This window comes from Ligilactobacillus animalis (assembly GCF_009933595.1).
Classification (GTDB): domain Bacteria; phylum Bacillota; class Bacilli; order Lactobacillales; family Lactobacillaceae; genus Ligilactobacillus; species Ligilactobacillus animalis.
Genome location: NZ_CP047141.1, coordinates 68,859 through 93,039 on the forward strand (window position 1 = coordinate 68,859; position 24,181 = coordinate 93,039).

15 protein-coding genes and 1 pseudogene are annotated in these 24,181 nt (G+C 42.1%); 8 read left to right on the plus strand and 8 right to left on the minus strand.

Going from position 1 to position 24,181, the window contains the following annotated elements; all coding sequences use genetic code 11:
- Positions 1–2 precede the first annotated feature (2 nt).
- The 3 genes from GSR62_RS00290 (at position 3) to rlmH (ending at position 2,925) form a co-directional block, all read left to right on the plus strand.
- Positions 3–809 carry an MBL fold metallo-hydrolase gene (locus GSR62_RS00290; protein WP_066023719.1) on the plus strand — a complete coding sequence of 269 codons (807 nt, stop codon included), beginning with the start codon at positions 3–5 and terminating at the stop codon, positions 807–809.
- 116 nt (positions 810–925) lie between these two features.
- Positions 926–2,230 (plus strand): S1C family serine protease, encoded by a 1,305-nt coding sequence (locus GSR62_RS00295; RefSeq protein WP_010690157.1) that lies wholly within the window; start codon positions 926–928, stop codon positions 2,228–2,230.
- 215 nt (positions 2,231–2,445) lie between these two features.
- Positions 2,446–2,925, plus strand: coding sequence for a 23S rRNA (pseudouridine(1915)-N(3))-methyltransferase RlmH (gene rlmH, locus GSR62_RS00300; RefSeq protein WP_010690158.1), 480 nt, complete (start codon positions 2,446–2,448; stop codon positions 2,923–2,925).
- Between the two features lie 94 nt (positions 2,926–3,019).
- On the opposite strand, the gene GSR62_RS00305 is transcribed toward rlmH, so the two are convergent.
- The 4 genes from GSR62_RS00305 to GSR62_RS00315 form a co-directional block, all read right to left on the minus strand.
- The gene (locus tag GSR62_RS00305) at positions 3,020–3,217 is read right to left on the minus strand and encodes a hypothetical protein (RefSeq protein ID WP_010690160.1); all 198 of its coding nucleotides are present in this window, start codon (positions 3,215–3,217) and stop codon (positions 3,020–3,022) included.
- A 257-nt stretch (positions 3,218–3,474) separates the two neighbouring features.
- Positions 3,475–3,600, minus strand: a complete 126-nt coding sequence (locus tag GSR62_RS09640) for a hypothetical protein (protein ID WP_306739044.1) — start codon at positions 3,598–3,600, stop codon at positions 3,475–3,477.
- 21 nt (positions 3,601–3,621) lie between these two features.
- Positions 3,622–4,011: a PadR family transcriptional regulator gene (locus tag GSR62_RS00310; protein WP_316074082.1), complete on the minus strand. Its 390-nt coding sequence runs from the start codon at positions 4,009–4,011 to the stop codon at positions 3,622–3,624.
- 57 nt (positions 4,012–4,068) lie between these two features.
- On the minus strand, positions 4,069–4,617 hold the full coding sequence (locus GSR62_RS00315; RefSeq protein WP_066023718.1) for a phenolic acid decarboxylase: 549 nt from the start codon (positions 4,615–4,617) through the stop codon (positions 4,069–4,071).
- Between the two features lie 278 nt (positions 4,618–4,895).
- Here GSR62_RS00315 and GSR62_RS00320 point away from each other — a divergent pair, with 278 nt between their 5' ends.
- On the plus strand, positions 4,896–5,801 hold the full coding sequence (locus GSR62_RS00320) for a mucin-binding protein (RefSeq protein WP_136344546.1): 906 nt from the start codon (positions 4,896–4,898) through the stop codon (positions 5,799–5,801).
- Positions 5,755–9,549, plus strand: a complete 3,795-nt coding sequence (locus tag GSR62_RS00325) for a mucin-binding protein (RefSeq protein ID WP_066023716.1) — start codon at positions 5,755–5,757, stop codon at positions 9,547–9,549. Before GSR62_RS00320 ends, GSR62_RS00325 begins: the two co-directional genes overlap by 47 nt.
- Positions 9,550–9,600: 51 nt before the next feature.
- Here GSR62_RS00325 and GSR62_RS00330 read toward each other — a convergent pair whose 3' ends face one another.
- Entirely contained in the window at positions 9,601–10,470 is an 870-nt protein-coding gene (locus GSR62_RS00330) for a YitT family protein (protein WP_010690171.1), read from the minus strand.
- Between the two features lie 323 nt (positions 10,471–10,793).
- On the opposite strand from GSR62_RS00330, the pseudogene GSR62_RS09670 reads away from it, so the two are divergent.
- From GSR62_RS09670 to GSR62_RS09485, 3 genes and pseudogenes are all read left to right on the plus strand, one after another.
- Positions 10,794–15,191 (plus strand): annotated as a pseudogene (locus GSR62_RS09670) (Rib/alpha-like domain-containing protein); the annotation flags it as partial.
- A 69-nt stretch (positions 15,192–15,260) separates the two neighbouring features.
- Positions 15,261–15,665, plus strand: coding sequence for a Rib/alpha-like domain-containing protein (locus tag GSR62_RS09675; RefSeq protein ID WP_430413514.1), 405 nt, complete (start codon positions 15,261–15,263; stop codon positions 15,663–15,665).
- A 600-nt stretch (positions 15,666–16,265) separates the two neighbouring features.
- On the plus strand, positions 16,266–21,680 hold the full coding sequence (locus tag GSR62_RS09485) for a Rib/alpha-like domain-containing protein (protein ID WP_238333333.1): 5,415 nt from the start codon (positions 16,266–16,268) through the stop codon (positions 21,678–21,680).
- Positions 21,681–21,805: 125 nt separating this feature from the next.
- Here GSR62_RS09485 and GSR62_RS00375 read toward each other — a convergent pair whose 3' ends face one another.
- From GSR62_RS00375 to GSR62_RS00385, 3 genes are all read right to left on the minus strand, one after another.
- A complete protein-coding gene (locus GSR62_RS00375) occupies positions 21,806–22,279 on the minus strand; it encodes a universal stress protein (protein WP_035446723.1) in 474 nt (157 codons plus the stop codon).
- 72 nt (positions 22,280–22,351) lie between these two features.
- Positions 22,352–23,239, minus strand: a complete 888-nt coding sequence (locus tag GSR62_RS00380; RefSeq protein WP_066023711.1) for a CPBP family intramembrane glutamic endopeptidase — start codon at positions 23,237–23,239, stop codon at positions 22,352–22,354.
- 58 nt (positions 23,240–23,297) lie between these two features.
- Complete coding sequence (locus tag GSR62_RS00385; protein WP_010690184.1) at positions 23,298–24,044, minus strand: deoxynucleoside kinase; 747 nt, start codon at positions 24,042–24,044, stop codon at positions 23,298–23,300.
- Between the last annotated feature and the right edge of the window lie 137 nt (positions 24,045–24,181).

The following is a 24,181-nucleotide window of genomic DNA, read 5'->3' on the forward strand; positions in this document are numbered from 1 at the left end:
CAATGAGTGAAGAAGTTGGGTTGAAAGTTAGTGTGCTTGCCAGTGGAAGTACGGGTAATGCGACCTATATCGAGACTCCTAAGCAAAAATTATTGATCGATGCTGGACTTTCGGGTAAAAAAATCGAAGGACTGATGAATTCGATCGGGCGGACATTAAAAGATGTGGATAAACTCTTAGTAACTCATGAACATAGTGATCATATCAAGGGTGTCGGTGTCTTAGCCCGCCGCTATGGCTTAGATGTCTATGCCAATGAAAAGACTTGGGAGCAAATGGCACCCAAGATCGGGCAAGTCAAGACGGAGCAAAAGCATATCTTTGAACGTGAGACAATCCAAACTTTTGGTGATCTAGATGTTCAAAGTTTTGGTGTTTCGCATGATGCGACTGATCCCCAATTTTATGAGGTGCATTATGCAGGTAAATCATTTGCCATTGTAACAGATACGGGCTATGTCTCGGATCGAATCAAAGGGATCGTGGAAAATGCAGATGGGTATTTGTTTGAATGCAACCACGATACCGAAATGTTACGCGCTGGGATCTATCCATGGTCGCTAAAGCAACGGATCTTGAGCGATCAAGGGCATTTATCCAATGAAGACGGCGCCAATGCCTTGACGAGCGTTTTAGGTGCGCGGACCAAGCGGATCTATCTTGGACATTTGAGTCAAGAAAATAATGTCAAAGAATTAGCACATTTGACAGTTCAACGCCAAATGCAGGCGAAAGACTTTGGCGTCGGTCAAGATTTTCTCTTATTAGATACTGATCCAGCGCAAGCGACCGAGTTGGCAGTTCTTTAAGATAAACCTATATTTTTTAGGATAAAATTAATTTTTACATTATTGTAAGCATTTTTGTTGCAAAAGGCTTATTATAGATAACATAGATACTTAATTATTAAGAGGTGACTTTTTGTATGAGCAAGAATGAACAATTTGATGGTGAGTTTAATGAAGTTGGCTCAAATAATGGGCCGACAAAACAGCCAGGCTCAAAGCAACAAGGGCTAGGTAAAGTATTTTTGATCGGTTTGTGTGCTGGTGTACTTGGTGGTGGTGTAGCTGTTGGTGGCTATACTTTGTATCAAAATAACAGTACACAACTGGCAAGTAATTCCCAAGGAACGACCGCGACCAGCAATGTTAAGGTCAACGTCAGCACGCAAACGACTAAAGCTTTTGATACAGTCAAAGATGCAGTCGTTTCGGTCGAAGCCTATTCAGAACAACAATCCAGTTCATCTTTAGAAGATCTCTTTGGGAAAAATTCGGGTAACTCGACCAGTCAAACCTCCACTAGCGAAGGCTCAGGTGTCATTTATAAAAAGAGCGGTAATACCGCTTATATCGTCACAAATAACCATGTGATCTCCGGAGCTAACAAAGTCGAAGTCTTGTTGAATAGTGGCAAGAAATTATCAGCTACAGTAGTGGGACATGACTCGGTGACAGATTTAGCCGTGCTCAAGATCAACGCTAAAGATGTCAAACAAGTTGCAAGTTTTGGCAACTCGGATAATATCAAAGTTGGTGAAACAGCGTTGGCGATCGGTTCACCTCTTGGCTCAGAATATGCCACCTCTTTGACTCAAGGTATCATTTCGGCTAAGAGTCGGACGATCAACGTAACTAACAGCAGTGGCATCACCACCGGTCAGGCAACTGTTATCCAAACTGATGCGGCTATCAACCCAGGTAACTCTGGTGGAGCTTTAGTCAACTTACAAGGTCAAGTTATCGGGATCAACTCGATGAAACTTTCAAGTACTGGTTCAAGTGAATCGACTTCAGTTGAAGGGATGGGCTTTGCGATCCCAAGTAATGAAGTGGTTTCGATCATCAATCAATTAGTTGAAAATGGGAAAGTTAAGCGCCCAGCATTAGGGATCTCGCTAGTTGATCTGGACTATATCTCCCAAAGTGCTCGAACAGATACGCTCAAGTTACCGGCAGATGTTACTAGCGGTGTAGTCGTTATGAAGGTAGATTCTAGTTCACCATTGAAGGATAGTGGTATTGCTAAATATGATGTGATCACCTCGATCGGTGGTAAGAAAGTTACTGACTTAGCGACCTTGCGTCAAGCATTATATGAACATAAGATCGGTGACACCGTTGAGATCGGTTATTATCATGAAGGTAAGCAACAAACTGCTAATGTAAAATTGACATTGGAAGCAGATGATTCCAATACGACGACATCATCGAACTCCAACGAATAAAGTTAAATTAAAATGTTAATTATGAGGACGGCCACTAAGTGAAAACTTAGTACCGTCCTTTTTGGATATTGTGTATAATAATACAAGAAGATATTTAGTAAGGTTGTCCCCATAAATATTGGGACAGAACAAAAGTGCTCCCCAATATCTTGTGGTTAACTCTGTGGATATGTGGATAACTTTGTGGATAAGTATATGAGAAAGGAATTATTTTCGTGAATATTAAGGTCATTTGTGTGGGAAAACTCAAAGAAAAATACTTAAAACAAGGTATTGCTGAGTATTCTAAACGCTTAAGTAAGTTTTGTAAATTTGAAATTATCGAAGTTCCCGATGAAAAAGCGCCTGAAAAGTTAAGCCCAGCAGAAATGGAAGCGGTGAAACAAAAAGAAGGCGAACGTATTTTGCATAAAATTAAGGATAAAGAGTATGTTTATGCATTAGCGATCGAAGGTAAAGAACGAACATCCGAGGAATTTGCGGCTGAAATAGAAAAGCTCGGAACTTATGGGCATAGTGATGTGACCTTTGTGATCGGAGGCTCACTTGGCCTAAGTCCAGCTGTTTTAAAGCGGGCTCAAACTAAGATCTCGTTTGGACGTTTCACTTTACCCCATCAGTTGATGCGCTTGGTCTTGACCGAACAGATCTACCGTGGGTTTATGATCAATAATGGTAGCCCATACCACAAATAAATAATAAGAGGGCCATCATGATGTGCATCGTGGTGGTCCCTCTTATTATGGTATTGTCAGAAGCATTTGTATAGCTCAGACTTGCTGTAGAAGTTTATTTTGCAAATAACTTATCATAGAGAGCTTCAGCTTCCTCCACAGTGGAAGAGGTCAAATGCGTAACTGCTGTAAGGGTCTCTTCTTTTGTGTAGCCTTCAGCGCGCCCCTCAGTCCGTCCTTCTGCGATTCCTTTGGCGCGAGCTTTTTTGGCAGCTTCAGCAAGTTTGGCATTGAATTCGATCTCATAAAACATGTACTTTCCTCCCTTTAGAGCGCTATTTTTTAGGATAACGATATTATCGGCGATTTTTTGAGTAAATACGCTAGTTGGAATATTAGTAGCAACATATTTGAGAAACGCAGCTAACTCCGGTGAGATCGTTGAAAAATCTTTGGCTTTATAGCGGGATTTGTAGCACTATAGCAATGATAAATTTAGATACAAAAACACGACCAAAATTTAAGAATTCGGTCGTGTTTTTGTGTTATCCACATGTGGAAAAATTCTATCTAACTAAGTTGAGCTAAAGTTTCCTTCAGCCAGTTCAATTGGCCTTCTTGGCGGGCAATCGCGCGATTTAAGATCAGATAGTGGCCAAAATGTTGTTCGATTGGGGCTTTGTCCGCAAATAACAACTTTTTGCGTGCCTTGAGATGTTATAATTGAGCACTGATCAGGGCTATCTGGTCGTTAAATAATTTCTCTATAACTTTAGAATCACTTTTGGTCACAAAAAAGAGTTTAAGTGAAAAGAGATCGCGATTTAAAGGAAGTTCGGTCACGGGTTCCTTGATCCAATTGCTCAGGACCTGCTCGCCAGTAACTGTGATCTGATAGTGCTTTTTGCGCCCGTCAGAATCATTTTCAGTGATTTTAAGCCAATTGTCGTGTTGCATGCGCATCAACTCGGGATAGATCTGACTGTGAGAGGCTTTCCAAAATTCTCCGATCTCGTTTTGGAATTGTGCCGTGATCTCTTTACCAGTCAGTGGTCGTTCTTGGAGCAACCCCAAGATGATATAAGGTAAGATCCGTTTTTGTGGCATAGTACCAGCTCATTTCTATCCATGATCATTTAATTTTACCACTATGGATAGGTTATTTTAAAGTTGGAGATAGTTTTCGTCGTAAAATTTACCCTCACGAATGTCGTCAGTCATGCCAGCGTAGGGAGCTTTAGCGATGACTTCATCGTTGTCTTGACCAGCTTTGGCCATGTAAGTGATCGTGGCAAATTCAGGTACGACCAATTTAGGATAAGTAGCGTACTTTTCACGTGCCTCTTCCATCAGGTCAATGTGTTCATTTTGGAAACAAACTGTGATCTCAGGGTGTTCTTCGACCCAATTAGGGAAGAAAATAGTCCCATTTAATTTAAGTTCATTTGGAACAAAATCAAGTGCAACATCAGTGCCAGTCGGTTCAGTCCAAGCAACTTTGTAGATCCCTTCAGTCAACATGTTGATATGTGCTGGTTGATCTTTGACCCAACGTCCAGCGACCATGCCACCATGGATCCGATAATCAACAGTGTGATCGTTTTTAGCATACCATTCGTATTCCCAACCATTATCGTAAGTATAGATGAAATGTGTACCTAGAAAATCATCCAAAGTTTTAAATTTACGTGTTAAATCATTGTGTTGTGTCATTTTGTCCCCTCCAATTAGTGTCGATAACGACATTTATATTATATGTCGTTATCGACACTAATGTAAAATTGACAATTGATTATCATTTTCATTAGTAATTTATTCAGAGAAGTTTAAATATATTGAATTATGTTAAATGTACTTAAATTTTGTTTTTATTGATATGTAAGCTATTTCTCGTTGGTTTTCTAATGTGATATTTTAATTTACAGATAATTATTTACCTAAAAAATATAAGGTTAATTAAGAAGAAACGTTAGAAATTAGGAGGAGTAGATTTGTTATCAAGAAAGAACACGAAATTAATGGTTGAAAAGCAGGCAAACAAACAAGCGCGTTATGGTCTGCGTAAGTTAAATATTGGTGTAGCTTCGATCTTGTTGGGGCTTAGCTTTTTAGGGGCAGGTAGTATTTCAGCCGACGAGCTCAACAATACGACGGAAGCTAATGTAGAAAATGTTGAACCAACTGAAGATAAGAGCATAAATGAACACAAGATCCGTGAATGCAAGAATGTTAAGCGAACGATCAATTTCTTTCAAGATGGAAAGCTGATCGATTCCATTACTCAAAGTGCAGACTTTTATCGCTATAACATTTGGAATCTTGGAACGAATGAATTGATCGCAAGTACACAGTGGCGTGATACGACAACACATCGTATCGAGAATTATTTCGATGCGGTGGATGTACCAGAGATCACAGGTTATACGGCTGATCAAACTAAGATCGAAAATACTACAGTAACTGGAGATTCGGCTGATCAAGTAATTAATGTCAACTATACAGCAACGACTGAAGAACAAACGGAACAAAAGACTGTTAAACGTGTGATTCGTTTAGCTAAAGATGGGGTCGTTTTCAAGGAGATCCCACAAGAGTTCACCTTTACCCGAACGAACATCGTTGATAAACAGACAGGACAGATCATTCAAACTGGTACTTGGAATCAAGCCGAGCATACTTTTGCAGCAGTAGATATCGAACAATTGGAAAATTATACTGCAAGCCAAGATAGGGTAGAAGCATTGACTGTTGATCCTGAGAGTCCTGACAGCGTAGTCGACATTAACTATACATCTGCTCAAAAAGTTGAAGATGAATTTAAAACAGTGGAACGTTTGATCGAGATCTATCATGAAGGGGGTCAAGGTCGATGTCTTTACCCAAAAAGTAGAATTTAAGCGAACAAAGACGACTAACTTGGCAACTGGTGAAGTTACGTATGGAGCTTGGAATCAAGCTGAAGGCCTTTGGATCGCCTTTGATGCACCAGTCTATGATAATTATGAGACAGACACGATCAAAGTCAATAACAAAACAGTTACGCCAGATACAGCTAATGAAACAGCGCGGATCGATTATACAGCTAAACGTGAGAATTTGACCGAAGAAAAAGTTGTTAAACGTGTGATCAATATCTATAAAGACGGTCAAAAAGTCGATCAACATGTGCAAAGTGTGACTTTCAAGCGAACAAATATTAAAAACTTAGCGACTGGTGAGATCACTTATGGTGAATGGGATGAACCTTCCAAGATGCTTGATGACTACAGAGGACCTGAGTTTGAAAATTATGACTCACCAAGTAATCGCTATGTTCCACGGACAGCAGTTTCAGCTACAACTGAAGACCTTGAAGTGAACATGTACTATACAGCCAAAGTTGCTACAAGTATCGAACAAAAAACGGTAGTACGCACGATCCAATTGCACTTCCCAGATGGTACGTTCAAAAAAGTGACGCAACAGGTGACGTTCAAACGCGAAGTGAAGACAAATTTGGCCACGGGTGAAAAAGAATACGGTGCTTGGGATATGGACAAAAATACTTTGCCCGAGTACAAAGTAGACCAAGTAGAAAACTATGAACCAAGCCAATCAGTGGTCGAGGCAGTGGTGGTAACGCCAGAAACAGCTGGCAACTGGACCGTAGATATTTACTACAACGCTAAGATCGCAACAGAAGTAGAACAAAAGATCGTGTTGCGTCGGATCTTAATGCATTTTCCAGATGGTACAGTAAAAGAAGTAACACAACAAGTGACATTCAAACGCGAAGTGAAGACAAACTTGGCCACGGGTGAAAAAGAATACGGTGCTTGGGATATGGACAAAAATACTTTGCCCGAGTACAAAGTAGACCAAGTGGAAAATTATGAACCAAGCCAGTCAGTGGTCGAGGCAGTGGTGGTAACGCCAGAAACAGAAACTTTGACCGTAGACATCTACTACAACGCTAAGACAGCAACCGAAGTAGAAGAAAAAGTAGCGTTGCGCCAGATCTTGTTGCATCTCCCGGATGGTACGGTAAAAGAAGTAACACAACAAGTGACATTCAAGCGCGAAGTGAAGACGAACTTGGCCACAGGTGAAAAAGAATACGGTGCTTGGGATATAGAAGAAGGCACATTGCCAGAATATCAAGTAGATCAAGTAGAAAACTATGAACCAAGTCAATCAGTAGCCGAAGCAATGGTGGTAACGCCAGAAACAGCTGGCAACTGGACTGTAGATATTTACTACAACGCTAAGACAGCAACCGAAGTAGAAGAAAGAGTAGCGTTGCGCCAGATCTTGTTGCACCTCCCGGATGGCACGGTAAAAGAAGTAACACAACAAGTGATGTTCAAGCGCGAAATAAAGACGAACTTGGCAACGGGTGAAAAAGAATACGGTGCTTGGGACATAGAAGAAGGCACATTGCCAGAATATCAAGTGGAGCAAGTGGAAAACTACGAACCAAGCCAATCAGTGGTCGAAGCAATGAAGGTAACGCCAGAAACAGCTGGCAACTGGACCGTAGATATTTACTACAACGCTAAAACTACAACTAGAACTGAGTATTATACAGCTAAGCGTGTTATCTCACTTGTTAAAGATGGTAAAAAAGTAGATGAGATCACGCAGAGCGTACTTTTCAAACGTGAGGTAACTAAGAACTTAGCGACCGGCGAGGAAACATTTAGTGACTGGAGCACTGATAATGATAGCTGGGAAGCTTTTGTTGCACCAAGTTTTGAAAATTATGTCGCAAACATCCCACAATTGGAGGCTGTGAAAGTTGACCCTAACACTAAAGATACTGAAGTAACGATCAACTATACTGCAGCTACAAAAGAAGTTCAAGAAACACGGACTGTCAAACGAGTGATCAACATTTATCGTGATGGTAAAAAGGTCGACGAGATTACACAACGAGTAGTGTTTACACGCACAAATATCGTGAATTTAGCAACGGGTGAGATCACATATGGTGCTTGGAATGAGGACCAAAAACATTTCGCAGAATATGAAGTGCCTGAAGTATACGGCTATGAACCAGAAGAAAAAATCATTTCTGCAATGGCAGTAGATCCTGAAATGCAAGATACCACGGCTAATGTGAATTATAAATCGATCGTTACAACTGAAATCGAAGAAAAAGTTGTTGACCGTAAGATCATTTTAAATCTGCCAAATGGAATGACACGTGAGCATATCCAAAGTGTGACTTTCAAACGTGAGGTCTATAAAAACTTGGCGACGGGTGAAATGACGTATGGTGCTTGGGATATCCCACAAGCAATGTTTGAAGCTTATCAAGTTCCCGGATTTAGTGGTTATGTTGCTTCGGTCAAGCATATTGAAGCTTTAGAAGTGACAGCTGATTCTGAAAGTACCACAGTGGTCGTTGATTATTATCAACAAAGTAAGGAAGAAAAAGATGTTTTTCGCATCTTTAATATTCAAGTGATCGATGGTGTATTGCCCCGTGGAAAGCAACAATATACGCAAAAAGTAACATTTACTCGTGATGTTTACTTAGATGCTAATGGTAAAGTTGTGGGTCACGGTGATTGGGAACAGACAGAATTGATGTTTGAAGATTTTGAGATCCCACAACGTGAAGGTTATGCGACCTTTAGATCGGTGATCGCAGGTCAAAAAGTGACAGTCGATTCAGCAGATCTAGAAAGTGAGATCACTTATGTTGCGCATGCTAATGATACTGAAACAAAAGAAGTAAAGCGTAAAGTGACGATCATTTTGCCAAATGGCTCAAAGCATGAAGAGATCCAAACAGTAACTTTTGTTCGTGATAAGGTGACAAACCAAATATCAGGTAAAACATCATACGGTAACTGGTTACCGGCGACGGAGAATAGTGAGTTTCCTGAAATGGTATTACCAGATATTGCAGGGTATAAACCTTCGCAGACAGTAGATCGTCTTGATGTTACATCAGACATGGCTAATATTGAAGTGACTGTGACCTATGAACGTGACGGTGATGCAGGAGAGACAACGCCAGACGCCCCAGGCAATGGCGAAGTAACCCCAGATGTACCAGGTAACGGCGAAATAACACCAGACGCCCCAGATGCAGGAGAGACAACGCCAGATGCACCAGGCAATGGCGAAGTAACCCCAGATGTACCAGGTAACGGCGAAACAACACCAGACGCCCCAAATGCGGGTGAAACAACACCGGATGTGCCAGGCAATGGTGAAGCAACACCAGATATCCCAGATGCAGGAGAGACAACACCGGACACACCGGGGGATGGTGAAGTAACCCCAGATACTCCAGATGCAGGTGAAACAACACCGGACACACCAGAGAATGGTGAAACGCCATCAGGTACTCCTGAAGCAGGCGCTGACTCAGATTCTGATGATACGGATCAGAGTGATCTGGGGATGAAGCCAGAGATTGGGCCAGGTCAAAATTCTCCATCTAAGATGAAGAATAACGGCTCAGGTGCTAAGGTGCCTAATATGGCAAATAGCTCAGCAGATAAAGCAACAAAAAACAATGCAGCTGCAGGCACTGAATTACCGAACTTAGGTGATGAAACTATAGGGCTCAAGGGTTTAGGTGCTTTACTAGCGGCAATGGCATGTGCATCATTGTTCATGTCGGCAACAGCTAAAAAACGAAAAAATTAAACTAACAAAAAGTAGTATGGATAAAAGTGCCATACTACTTTTTTTATGTTTTCAGTTTTCAAAAACACGCCGATAATTTCCCAGTTCAGCATCGGTTGCTTGTGTGCTGAGAAATGCGTTAGGATCGATCGCTTGAACGAGCTGTTTTAAATAGTTGAGCTGGCCTTTTTGGGCAACAATGATGATGATGTCAGTATTTTCGCCCGTGTAGATCCCAGTTCCCTTAACTAAAGTTGCACCGTGAACGAATTTCTTTAGTGCATCTGCGATCGGGGCGGAATTTTTGGTGAAGACCAAAATGTTGACATCTTTTTGCAAGACGAAAACGGAATCCATCAAATAGCTGGTGATCAACATACCTAAGAGGCTGTAAACAGTTCGCCCTAAGTCAAAGAAGAGAGCGGTAATGATCAATGTTCCACTATTTAAGAGATTGTTTAGGAAACCGACTTTCTTATGGTAGTGCAGTTGGATGTAATTGACGATAATATCCGTTCCACCAGTCGAAAAGCCGCTATTAAAGCAAAGTCCGATCCCCAAACCGACCAACGCTGAGCCAACCAAAGTATTAGTCAATTGGTCCTTAACGATCACGGCTTCCGGGATGAGACGTAAAAAGACGATATTTGACCCCACAGCCAGTAGTGAGTACACGATATATTTGATCCCAAATGCACGCCAAGCAAAGAGAAAGAGGGGCACATTAAAGAAGATCAGCAAGATACTCATTGAAAGGTCGATCCCAAACGTTGCCAGAACAGCTTGGAGTAACTGCGCGATCCCGGTCACTCCGACGGAATAGGATTGAGCGTTATTGAGAAACAGATTGATTGCGATCGCCGAAAGAAATCCATAAAGAAGTGCGAAAAAACTATTTCGGATCTGCTGTTTTTGACTGAAAAATGAAAAAAATTTGAACATGATCTAGCCCCCTTCGTTTAGCTGGTTGAATTATATTATATAGAAGTATACACCTATTACATATAGTGCTTAAACTGAAAAGTTACAAAATTATATTATATATAAATTACGTGTAGCTTTTTGTTGTTTAATTTTATTAAATTTAAATAAATTTATGTTGCGAAAACTTACTGTATAAAAGCTCGAAATTGGTATAAAACGAGACTTAAACAAAAATTAATAGTTGTTTTATTATTAAGTAAAAATTAATATTATAGTGATAAGATAATTAATTTATCTTGTTTATTTAAGGAAAGTTCAAACAAAATGGAGGTTTTGGTGGAATGCTTTCAAAAAACAATAAAAAATTACAAGCCCAAAAGATGGAGCCAAAGCAACAACGCTTTGCGATCAAAAAATTCACAGTTGGTGTGGCTTCAGTCTTAGTTGGGACGACATTTGCGCTTTATTCAGGCGCAGGTAGTGTTTCAGCTGATGAAACAGCTACTCAAGAAGCAACAGCTGAAGTGGTGGAAGACAAAGCTGCTGACCAAACTGATGACAAAGAGGTAGCTTTAACTGCAACTGGTACAGCAGATACTGAAGCAGGTACCGCAAATACTGATGTTTCAGAAGCAACTCCTACCGTAGAAGAAGCAACTGATCAAAGTGCGCAAACCCCAAGTACAAGCAACAAATGATCAAAACACACAAGCAGAAGAAGTAGCCAAGGAAGAAGCAACTCCTGTAAATGAGACTAACACAGCTACAGAAGAAGCTCCCGTAACTTCTGGCTTCAGACGTGTAGCTACAACAACAGCTGATGCAACACCGGCTGCTGATGAGACAGCTACGAATCCAGCTGATCAAGATGTATCAGATCAACTCCAAAATGAGTTGGAAAAAATGCGATCTATAGTCCTGGGGATCCAACCGCTAAACAAACTTATTCTGGTAAGGCATGGGTCAAGGAAAAAGGTTCAGTTATTGATGGCTTTAACGCAAACAATGACAAACCGATCGCTGGAGTAAATGTTTATTTGCAATGGGTAAACGGTAAGGGATACGTATCTAAAGTTTACTATACGACGACTAATGCTGATGGGACTTTTGCAATTGATCTATCTAAACCAGAAGTGAGCAGTGATGGTACTGAGCACAAATTTGTGATTGCCGGTGATGGAGGTTTTGCGGTCAGAACATGGATCAAGAATCCAGACCCAGATAAATATAGTGTCATTAAACAAGGCGATCAAGTCTATGGGTTCCATACACGCTTGAACCGTAAGAACGAATCTTGGGACTTTACAGTGGGTGTTAATAAGATCGTTAACTCGCAAGTTATCTTACAAGAAAAGATGTTATTAGAAGATTGGTTGGTCAAACCAGAAGCTGAATGGGAAAAATCGCCTAATGTAGATGGTATCTGGCCAGATCGTGGTGCTTTTGGTAAAGCTAGTGGTTATGTGTGGTTCGATAACGGTGATGCGGCTGGAACATTGGCTAACCAATGGATCAATGACAGTAATGATGTCAAAGCTACGGGGACTAGAGTAGTTGGATCCTATTTGAATGGTGATGTAACGATCTTGTTGGATAACTGTAAAAAGGAACATAAGGGTTATTCAGTTGAAGATATGAAGGCTGCCCAAGCTGAAATCATTACTGCTTATGAAGCAGAACATGGTAAAGGTTCACATATTGCTGAAACAGTAGTTGCGACTGTGGATTCTAATGGTTACTACTACATGCCATTTAGAGGATTGTACGGTAAGACTGCAACAGACAAGGGGGGTAAAATCTCAGAAGATCAATGGCATACTTTAGTTAGTGATGAAGATGTTCGGAACAATAATTTGATGCAATGGAACGGTACTGCAGGCCAAATCGTACGTCATATCAATCAGGATTATATGTATATTGCACCATTGATTGATAATTACAACGTTTGGACGAATGCCTTTGCAACAAATATGTTCCAAGATCCAGCTAATTTCTTAACAAATGTTACGTCTTCTTACAACATTAATTCGGTCAACTTTGCTTTGTTGGCACCACAACCAATGATCGATGTAACTAACTAAGATACAACAGATAAGATCGCATTCAAGGGTGATGTAGCAACGACAGTAGTTGGTGGGTTACTGCCTAATTGTGAATATCAGATCCAATGGTTCCGTGATGGTAAGGCTATTGGCGATCCTACAACGATCACATCAACCGTAAATGGTGAAGCTACAGTGGCTGACTTTAATGTACCAGATGATATCACAGGTCAAACAAACTTTACTGTTGCGATTTTTGAGCAAGGTGAAAATACCAAGAGTTTAGATAATGCACAAGCTTTAGATTCCTTTATCGCTAACGTGCCAGTAGCTGACTCATATGAACCAGCTTACAAAGAAGTTGAAGGTACGATCGGTAAAGACACTGAACCTGTAACACCAACATTTACTGATGCAGCAGGTAAAGATACAACGGCGCCAGAAGGCACAACTTTTGCAACAGCTAAGGATGCTGATATTCCAGCTGATATCAAAGCTACTGTACCAGCCGATGCTAAAGTGCTCGATCCAGCTGATGTAACAGTTGATGAAAAGACAGGTGCAGTTACAGTTAAGCGTTCTGCTTTGACAGGTAAAGGCACATATGTCACACCAGTTCAAGTGACTTACCCAGATGGCTCAAAAGACTACACTTATGTAACGGTCAATGTAGCTAAATCAGCAACTGAACTCTTTGAGGCAAATGGTAGTCAGATCGATAAAGAACTTGGTCAACCTACAACAGAAGATGACATCAAGAATGCGGTAACTTTCAAAGACAGTGAAGGTAACGATGCAACAGCGCCAGAAGGTACAACGGTTGTGCCTAAAGAAGGTAGAACTCTGCCAGATGGTAATACACCAGGCGTTTACGAAGTGCCAGTAACGGTAACATATTCAGATGGCACAACAGATGAAACGACTGTAACAGTTGTTGTTGGTAATGTGATCCCAGTTGATGATCCAAGCAAGCCAACACCAGCAGGTTATGTACGCGTAACCTTTGAAAAGGGCGATCACGGTGAATTTGCTGCCGATGCTAAGACAGTCTTTGACGTTAAGGAAGGCACGGCTGGCTCAGAATTAGCAAAAGTTGCTCCAGAAGTGACTCCAGCAGAAGACTATATCTTTACAGCATGGAGCCCAGAAGTTCCAGAAACGATCACAGCTGCTGGAACATTTACCGCTCAATACAAAGAAAAAGATACTGTAGCTTATGCAGCAGAATTTGGTACGATCACCAAACCAGCTGGTGAAGCAACAACAGAAGATGACATTGCAGGTGCAGTTACCTTCAAGGATAAAGATGGTAATGATACAAAAGCTCCAGAAGGAACAACGATCAAACCAAAAGAAGGAACAACATTACCAAATGGCGATGAACCAGGTGATTATGAAGTACCAGCGACGGTAACATATCCAGACGGAACTACAGATGAAGGTGTAGTTAAGGTAACAGTTTTAGGTAAAGTTATCGATCGTACAGATGACCCAAGCCAACCAACGCCAGAAGGTTATGTGCGTGTAACCTTTGAAGCAGGTGAAAATGGTAAGTTTGGAGAAGGTGCTAAGACCGTCTTTGATGTACGTGAAGGCACACCAGTAAGTGAAGTAACAGTACCAGCAGTTACAGCAAATGAAGGTTTCGTACAAAAATCAGGTGCAGATGCCTGGAGCCCAGCCTTGCCAACAGATACATTCACAGCAGCTGGCACATATGTAGCACAATACGAAAAAGCTGCTACTGACGCAGATAAGTACGAACCACAAGTAGAACCAGTTGAAAAACCATATGGTGAACCAACAACAGCAGACGATGTAACTTCTAAGGTAACAGTGCCAGACTACCCAACAGAGGGGGAACAACCAAAAGTAACGGTAGCTGATCCAAGCAAGTTGCCAGATGGTAAGACACCAGGTGAATATGATGTACCAGTAACGGTAACATATCCAGATGGATCAACAGATGAAGTTACAGTGAAAGTAACCGTAAAAGAATCTGACGCAGATAAGAACACACTAGAAGGTCAAGACATCACAACACCAGTAGGCGGCAAGCCAGAAGCTAAGTCTGGTATCGCTAATGTGGATAAATTGCCAGAAGGTACGAAGTACGAATGGAAGACCCCAGTGGATACAACAACAGCTGGCGAAAAAGAAGGTACAGTCGTAGTAACATATCCAGATGGTTCAAGTGAAGAAGTGACAGTTAAAGTTGCTGTAACGGAAAATCCAACTGATGCTGATAAGTACACCCCAGAAGCTAAAGAACAAAAGGTTGAATTAAACGAAACACCAAATCCAAATGATTCGATCGGCAATTTGGGTGATCTACCAGCAGGGACAACAACGGCATTCAAAAATCCAGTCGATACAACGACAGAAGGTACAAAAGATGCGACGGTAGTAGTGACCTACCCAGATGGATCTAAGGATGAAGTACCAGTTAAGATCGTGGTAACAGATGGTCGCGCAGACGCAGAAAAGAATGAACCACAAGGCAAGCCAGTCGATGTAGAGTTGGGCAAGACGCCAGAAGCTAAGGACGGTATCGCAAATGTAGATGATCTACCAAAAGGCACAGACTTTACATGGAAAGAACCGATCGATACAACAACACCAGGTGAAAAAGAAGGTACGATCGTAGTGATCTACCCAGATGGCTCACGTGAAGAGATCAAGGCCGTTGTCAATGTAGTTGATGATCGCAAAGATGCAGACAAGTACGAACCAACAACTAAACCAATTGAGGTCGTTGAAGGTCAAGTGCCAGATGCTAAAGATACGATCACTAACTTAGATGAACTTCCAGAAGGCACAACGGTCGAATGGATCGTAGCACCAAATACTGCGAACCCAGGGACAGTCAATGGTTTAGTCAAGGTAACTTACCCAGACGGATCATTTGATATCGTTGAAGTTGAAGTTGTAGTTAAAGCTAAGGCTTCAAACGGCGATAAACAAGATGTTGCCGGAGCTAAGGAAGAAACCGTAGCTCAACCAAAACCAACGAATGTTTCTAAACCAGCTAAAAACAAGCAACAACAAGAGTTACCACAAACAGGTGATGCAGATACCCAAGCTGCTTCAGTTGCCGGTGTACTCATGACAGCTTTAGCCGGACTCTTTGGTCTAGGTGCCGTAGCTGACAAGAAGAAACGCAAAAACTAATTAGGTAATTATTTATCTAAATGAATAGTTTGAGGCCTCCACCCAAATCAAAATTGGGTGGAGGCCTTTTTGTGTACAAAAAAAGCAGTCAAGAATAGACTGAGTACCGCAAATACTCGTCGATCTGACTGCCGTAGAGGATAGTGTTCAAGAACTTCTGTGGAAAATGCGCAAACCCAAGCACAACCAATCGAAGACGTAGCTAAAGCAGCTACTGTAAATAACACTAACGACGAGATTATAACATATTGTTTTATTAGGGGCAAATTACTTTATTTATTGTTAATATTAGTAAATTTAACTTTTTAAAGTGTGAAAGAACTTATTATTCAATATTTTTTATTGTTATCTAATTTTAAAATTATAAAAAACGTAATGTTATTATTTGGCTTCTGTGATAAAACCTTGATTTTAAAGAGTTTTAAAGTTTAAGATTTTAAATATACGAGTAATATAATTTGAGTTTTTTATATAAAAAGTTAATATTGTGTTACGGAATGTAAATGTTTGCAAGGATTTAATATTCTTGTAAATGGTCAAATAGAGATGGAGGTTTTGATATGCTCTCAAAAAACAATTAAGAAGCAACAATCTCAAAAGATGGAACCAAAACATCAACGATTTACGATCAAAAAGTTTAGTGTTGGGGTAGCTTCTGTTTTGATCGGGACGACATTTGCAGTTCATCGAACTAATAGCGTTTTGGCCGATCAGACAAACACTGAGCCTGGAACTGAAATGGTCGAAACAGCGGCCGAAGATCCAGGTGATACCTTAGCAGCTACCGGAGAGGCAAATAATGAAAATGGAGCTCCAGTTGAGGATGCCACTACCAATGAAACATCTCAAGCTGAAACTCCAATGACAGATAGTAATGAGACGACTGAAGCGCCAACTTCAGAAGACACTACTATAACTAATGATAGCACAATTGTACCTGAAACACCAGAAGTAGCGGATACTCCTGAAACAACACCAGAAGTGACCGATACGACCCAAACAACAGAAGCGCCGGCTGAAACAGAAACACAACCAAGTGAAACGACCACAGCTGAGACGCCACAACCTGAAGTGCAACCAGAAACTGAGGCACAACCAGCAGCTGAGGAAGCACCAATATTCCGTGCAGCAACCACGACTGGTGAAGAGGCACAACCAAGCGCACAAGCTGATGGTCCAAGTGTTTCTGATACACTGCAAGAAGAGTTAGAAAAAAATGCGATCTATAGCCCTGGTGACCCAACTGCTAAACAAACCTATTCTGGTAAAGCTTGGCTGGATACGAGCCGTGATGGTTTGGATGGTATGGGGAAAGATTCGACCCCAATGGCGGGCGTTAAGGTTTATTTGCAGTGGGTAAATGGTAATGGTTATGTATCTAAGATCTATTACACCACGACTAATGCTGATGGGACCTTTGCGATCGATCTTTCTGATCCAAATGGGCTAGAAAAAGCTAAGTTCGTACTTGCAGGTGATGCAAAATTTTCGATCAGAACATGGGTCCAAAATCCAGATCCTAAAAAATACAGTATCATCCAAGCTGGAGATAAGATCTATGGGTTCCATACCCGGACTAACCGTAAGAATGAATCCTGGGACTTCACCGCTGGGATCAACCGGATCGTTAACTCAATGGTCATCTTCCAAGAAAAGATGGGCTTAGAAGATTGGCTCGTTAAACCAGAAGATCAGTGGGAAACTCCACCAAATGCTGATGGTAGTTGGCCGGATCGTGGTTTATCTGGGGCAGTTACCGGTTGGGTCTGGTATGAAAGTGGTGATGCAGCTGGTACTTTAGCTAACCAATGGATCAATGACAGTAATGACGTCAAAGCAACTGGGACTAAAGTTGTTGCCTCATACTTGAATGATGAAGTGACCATTTTGATCGATAACTGGGCTACTTCCTACAAAGGCTACTCACTTGATGATATGAAAGCTGCGCAAGCTGAGATCATTGCCAAATACCAAGAAGAACATGGGGTAGGTTCGCATATTGCCGAATCTGTTGTCGGAACTGCTGACGCTAATGGTAGATACTATATTCCATTTAGAGGTCTGTATGGTGCTAGTGCAACGACAAAAGGTCTTGCAGTTGGTGAAGATAAGTGGCATACCTTGGTTTCTGATGCCGATGTCAATAATAGCAATATTACGTTGTGGAACGGAACTGCTCTCGGGCCATTGCGTCACATCAATGCGAAGTATATATATGTTATGCCATTGATCGATAACTACAACATTTGGAATGATGCCTTTACGAATAACATGTTCCAAGATGCAAGTAGTTACTTGACCTCAGTGGGGACGACGCAAAACTACGGTTCGGTCAACTTTGCTTTATTGACTCCACAACCAATGATCGACATTTTAGATTATAATACCGGAGATGATCATGGATTTGCAGGTGACAAAGTTGAGTCAGTCGTAGGTGGTTTATTCCCATCTCGTGAATATCAAGTCCAATGGTTCAAAGATGGTGTTGCTTATGGTTCAGCTCAAACGATCACTTCTAGTACAGATGGGACCTACAAGCCAGATATCTTTACGGTACCTGATGATATCAAAGGTGATACCGACTTTACGGTCGCGATCTTTGAACAAGGTGAAAATACTAAGAGCTTAGACAATGCTTTAGCCTTAGATTCCTTTATCGCAAGCGTACCTGTGGCCGATTCTTATGTTCCAGTATATAAAGAAGTAGCTGGTACGATCGGTCAAGATACGGCACCAGTGACACCAACGTTTACTGATGCGACAGGTCAAGCTACAACAGCGCCAACGGGTACGAAATTTACACCAGCAGCTGATGCGGATATCCCAGCTGACATTAAAGCTACTGTGCCAGCCAATGCCAAGGTGCTCGATCCGGCAGATGTTACGATCGATGAAGCTACCGGTGCAGTTACGGTTAAAGGTACTGCTTTGACAGGTAAAGGTACCTATGTCACACCAGTTCAAGTGACCTATCCAGATGGTTCTAAGGACTTTGTTTATGTCACTGTTAATGTAGCAAATGATGCAGCTACGACCTTTGAAGCAACTGGTGGCGAATTGACCAAAGACTTTGGCCAAACGCCAACACCAGAAGAGATCTTGGGCAAGGTAACGACCAACTATCCAGATACGCTAAATGAACAACCAACAATGGCAATCAAAGAAGGTACGACCTTGCCAGATGGACAAACTCCTGGTGACTTTGATATCCCGGTAGTTGTGACCTATCCGGATGGTTCAACTGATGAAGTGACTGTTAAAGTAACGATCAAGGCGCCGATCGCTGATGATTATGATGTAACTGGTGGACAATTGGATAAGGAACTTGGCAGTCCAACCACGGCTGATGAAGTGATCGGTAAAGTGACCTTCACTGAAGCCGGTAAGACTGAGCCGATCGCAACTCCAGCCGGAGCAACGATCACAGTAGACGATCCGGCTAGCCTCCCAGATGGCAATACAGCTGGTGTCTATGATGTTCCAGTAACGGTAACGTATCCAGATGGCACAACCGACAAGACAAGCGTCAAAGTCGTAGTAGGTAACGTGATCCCGATCACTGATCCGACCCAATCGACCCCAGAAGGCTATGTTCGTGTGACCTTTGATCAAGGTGCAAACGGGACTTTTGTCGCTGATGCTAAGACGATGTTTGATGTTAAAGTTGGAACGGCAATGACAGAAGGGCCAGTGCCGACTGTAACGCCAGAAGCTGATCACTTGCATACTGGCTGGAGTCCAGAATTAGCCGAGACTGTTACAGATGCAGCTAATTATGTGGCCCAATACAAGATCAAAGACAATGTTCAATATGTTGTTGAAGGTGGTACCATCAACAAGGCCTTTGGTGATCCAACGACAGCTGATGAAGTGATCGGTGCCGTGATCACAGGTTACCCAACAGATCAAACGCCACAGCCAACGATCACCGTGGACGATCCATCTAAATTGCCAAATGGTACCGAAGCTGGTGAATTTGATATCCCTGTAACGGTGACCTTGCCAGATGGCACGACCTCAACCACAACGGTCAAAGTTATCGTAATGGATAAGGTCATCGATCGGACAAATGATCCAAATGCGCCGACCCCAGAAGGTTATGTCAGAGTAACCTTTGATGCAGGCACTGATGGTAAATTTGCTGACGGCGCAAGCTACATCTTTGATGTCAAAGAAGGTACAAGCATCGGTGAAGTTCAGATCCCAACAGTCATTGCTAACGAAGGGTTCGTTCAAAAAGACGGTGCTGAGGCTTGGAGTCCAGTCTTACCAGAAACCTTTACCACAGGTGGGACTTTTGTGGCTCAATACCGGACGGCAGCAAGTGATGCTGACAAGTATGACCCAATCTACAATTCGATCGAAAAACCAGCGGGTGAAGCAACGACTGAAGCTGATGTGATCGGGGCGGTTATCGTTCCTGATTTCCCAACGGATGGCGAACAACCAAAAGTAACGGTAGATGATCCAAGCAAGCTACCAGATGGCAATACGCCAGGTGTCTTTGATATCCCTGTAACAGTGACCTATCCAGATGGTTCGACCGATAACGGTACAGTTAAGGTAACTGTGCTAGACAAGATCATCGATCGGACAAATGATCCGGATGCTCCAACGCCAGCGGGTTATGTCAGAGTGACCTTTGATGCTGGTGCAAACGGTAAATTTGCTGATGGTGCAAGCTACATCTTTGATGTTCGTGAAGGCACGCCAGCAAGTGAAGTCACCGTTCCAACGATCGAACCAGCAGAAGGTTACGTTCAAGATGGTTGGGATCCAGTCTTGCCAGATACCTTTACTACAGGTGGAACTTTCGTAGCTCAATACAAAGTTGCAGCAACGGATGCTGATAAGTATGACCTAACTGGTAAAGACATCACAACGCCAGTAGGTAGTACCCCAGCAGCCGAAGACGGTATCGGTAATGTACCAGAACTTCCACCAGGTACAAAATTCGAATGGAAGACTCCAGTCGATACAACGACACCAGGTGATAAGGAAGGCACGATCGTAGTAACGTATCCAGATGGTTCTAGTGAAGAAGTGACCGTGAAAGTCACAGTAACAGAAAACCCAACAGATGCGGACAAGTACGAACCAACTGGTAAAGATATCACAACACTAGTAGGAGGCACTCCAGCAGCCGAAGATGGTATCGGTAATGTACCAGAACTTCCACCAGGCACGAAGTTTGAATGGAAGACCCCAGTCGATACAACAACGCCGGGCGATAAGGAAGGCACGATCGTAGTAACGTATCCAGATGGTTCTAGTGAAGAAGTGACCGTGAAAGTCACAGTAACAGAAAATCCAACGGATGCGGACAAGTACGAACCAACTGGTAAAGATATCACAACACCAGTAGGAGGCACTCCAGCAGCCGAAGATGGTATCGGTAATGTACCAGAACTTCCACCAGGTACAAAATTCGAATGGAAGACCCCAGTTGATACAACGACACCAGGTGATAAGGAAGGCACGATCATCGTGACCTACCCAGATGGCTCAACTGATGAGATCACAGTGAAGATCACGGTCACAGATAACAAGACTGATGCCGATAAGAACGAACCAATCACTAAACAGATCGAGGTCGTTCAAGGGCAAGTGCCAGATGCTAAAGATGCGATCGCAAACTTAGGCGATCTCCCAGCTGGTACTAAAGTCGAATGGGTCGAAACGCCAGATACTTCTAAAGTTGGTACGTTCAAAGCGTTAGTCAAAGTAACGTATCCAGATGGCTCTGTTGACATCGTTGAAACAACGATCACTGTCAAAGCCAAAGCAACTGCTGGTGGACAAACGCCAGGTACTCCAAGTCAAAAACCGGAGGCACCAGCTACGACCTCAACAACTAACAAGCAAACACCACCAAGTGCAGCTAAGACTGAGTTACCACAAACGGGTGATTCAGACGATCAAAAGGCTAAAGCCCTTGGAGCAGCTTTAGCTGGCTTGGCAGGACTTGCAGGTTTAGGTGCTTTGAAGAGCAAGAAGAAACGTGAAGAAGAATAAGCGTTGATCCGTTAGCTGAGACTTACTCAGCCTAAAAGAGGCAGGCTATTTCAAGTAATTGAAATATGCCTGCCTCTTTTGTGTGCAAAAAATAAGACCTTGAGTCGTTTCAAGGCCTTAGATCATTATTTCAAATTTTCCTCAGTGGAGCGAGCCACTAACACATCACATTTAGCTGTTCGAGTCACATGCGAAGCAACAGAACCAGTTACGATGCGGTGTAAGAAACTCTTACCGGTCGAACCAACGATGATCATGTCAATGTTGTATTCGGGTTGGAAATCTTCGGTGATCACGATCTTGGGATTACCAAAACGAATGTGGACATTGATCTGATCGGTCTTAAAACCATGCTTTTCAATGAGTTCTTCACGTAATTTGAGCAAATATGCTTCGTTTTCTTGTTCGATCCGATATATCTGTTCCCCATCTAAAGCGATCCCGGCGCCACCGTATTCGAGTGAATTGAGATCCAAGACACGTAAAATATCTAAATGAGCCTCATTTCTTTTAGTTACATCGATCGCAGTTTCTAACGCTATATCAGAACCCTTAGAACCATCGATCGCTACTAATACACGCTTATAATTAAGTGCCATCATGCATCACCTTACCTTTATCTCTTTATTTAATGATACTCCCTTGGCTTAAAAATCTGCAAGCGATATCCCTTACTTGAGTGGGGTCAATCCACTGATCATTTCCCACAGACAGATAGCGAGCAAAAGGCAGAAGGGTAAGTTGAAAATAGCGGCTTTTATGACGGTGAGATCGACTGGGGCGAGTAGTTTGTGTTGGCGCATTTTAAACTTACGCCAGAGGTAATAGAGCCCTAATAGCGCCAGTCCGCCCATAATGATGATGTTTATGACTGTAGCTATATTTTCCGGGAAAAGTCCCAAAAAGCAGTCCATCACGTCAGCTAAGATCATATTATTGAAGATGTGGACGTAGATCGCATATTTCAAACCGTATACAACAGCGACATACCCTAAAAGGATGCCTAAAATGAAGGCGAAAGGTGTCTGGACGATATTGCCATGGTAGATGCCAAATAAAAAGGCTGAAAAAATAATTGCAAAACGGGTGCCATAGCGTTTGAAGTTTTGCAGGAGAAAACCACGAAATAAGATCTCTTCTCCAAACGGGGCTAGAAATGACCCATAGATAAACATCGAGAGCGTTTCAGTAGCTCCAGTGGCACTTTCTTCTTGGCTTTGAGCACTCAGATGAAAGAAGTTTAAGAGCATCTCGATCAAGGCACTGTTGTAGCTGAAAATGATCTGTGTCAGCCCTAAAAAGCAGACCCATTGAAAAAATTCTTGCGCAGTTGGTTTGCGATAAACATCAAACAGGTGGCGTTGGGTCCTTTTATTTGTAGCGGCAAAAATAATGAACAATTCAGCAGCAACGTCAAAAAAGTACGGGATGCCAGTTTCATCGGGATTTTCTGGATTTAAGATGACAAGCGCTTCTAAAATAGCAATGTTAAATGCTATTAAGCAGGTAAGACCGACCCAAAGTGTTTTTCTGAGATCTTTACGTTCAGTTTTTTCCATATAACAAAACCTTTTTCCATAAAAAAATAGAGCTAAGAAAGTGCTCTCAGCTCTATTATTACCCAACTTCATTTAATAATTCAAGATGTTGTTTCTTTAGTTCATCAAGTTGTTCTTTACTGATCTTGTTTAGTTCGTAAAGCTTTTCTTCAACTTGTTCTAAGACGGCGATCCGATCAGCCACACTGCCAACAAAATCGTATTTGTCGCCATCGATGATCAAAAGGGGCGAAGAATCGTATTCTTCCATCCAAACAGCGTAATGACGTAAAAGACGTTGGTAGTATTCGACTAAGGAAGGATCACGTTCGACTAATTCGTAATCACGGCCGCGTTTTTCGATCCGTTTTAACATCGTATCATAGGACACTTTGATCGTGATCATCAAATCGGGTGACTTCTTATGGGAAGCAAATGGAAGTTCTTCCATCATGTTTGAAAGTAAGCTCTTGTAGATATCGTATTCGACTTCGGTTGCGTTGCCCATTTCGGTGTTCATCTTCATGAAGATCTCATCTTCGTAGATCGAGCGGTCCAAGATATTGTTGTCTTCTTGCATAGCAGCCTTGATCATCGCAAAACGGCGGTTTAAGAAGAATGTTTGTAAGAGGTAGGCATATGGGTTAGTGGCATCTTTATCGCCCGCAGCGCGCTTTTTAGCGGCGATCTCGTTACCTTTGTAGAAGATAGGTAAGACGGGATTGTCTTTGACCGGTTCATAATATGCTTTGGTGCCTAATTCTTGCGCTAAAATTTCGGTTAAACTCGACTTCCCAGAGCCGATGATTCCTGATAGTGTGATCAAAATGATTGAAGCATCCTTTCCTAATAATGTCTGGTTAGTGTTAAATTATTTAAGTACCTCTACAATCATACTCGGAAATCGATCAAAAATAAAGCTTATCTTGTGTTTTTTTAAAATTAACCACAACATGTTGTAGG

Excerpts from the sequence above, each read along its gene's own strand:
- GSR62_RS00290 (WP_066023719.1), top strand. The coding sequence starts at position 3 with ATGAGTGAAGAAGTTGGGTTGAAAGTTAGTGTGCTTGCCAGTGGAAGT.
- GSR62_RS00295 (WP_010690157.1), top strand. The coding sequence starts at position 926 with ATGAGCAAGAATGAACAATTTGATGGTGAGTTTAATGAAGTTGGCTCA.
- GSR62_RS00305 (WP_010690160.1), bottom strand. The coding sequence starts at position 3,217 with ATGTTTTATGAGATCGAATTCAATGCCAAACTTGCTGAAGCTGCCAAA.
- GSR62_RS00310 (WP_316074082.1), bottom strand. The coding sequence starts at position 4,011 with ATGCCACAAAAACGGATCTTACCTTATATCATCTTGGGGTTGCTCCAA.
- GSR62_RS00315 (WP_066023718.1), bottom strand. The coding sequence starts at position 4,617 with ATGACACAACACAATGATTTAACACGTAAATTTAAAACTTTGGATGAT.
- GSR62_RS00325 (WP_066023716.1), top strand. The coding sequence starts at position 5,755 with ATGAAGGGGGTCAAGGTCGATGTCTTTACCCAAAAAGTAGAATTTAAG.
- GSR62_RS00330 (WP_010690171.1), bottom strand. The coding sequence starts at position 10,470 with ATGTTCAAATTTTTTTCATTTTTCAGTCAAAAACAGCAGATCCGAAAT.
- GSR62_RS09485 (WP_238333333.1), top strand. The coding sequence starts at position 16,266 with ATGGAACCAAAACATCAACGATTTACGATCAAAAAGTTTAGTGTTGGG.
- GSR62_RS00375 (WP_035446723.1), bottom strand. The coding sequence starts at position 22,279 with ATGGCACTTAATTATAAGCGTGTATTAGTAGCGATCGATGGTTCTAAG.
- GSR62_RS00380 (WP_066023711.1), bottom strand. The coding sequence starts at position 23,239 with ATGGAAAAAACTGAACGTAAAGATCTCAGAAAAACACTTTGGGTCGGT.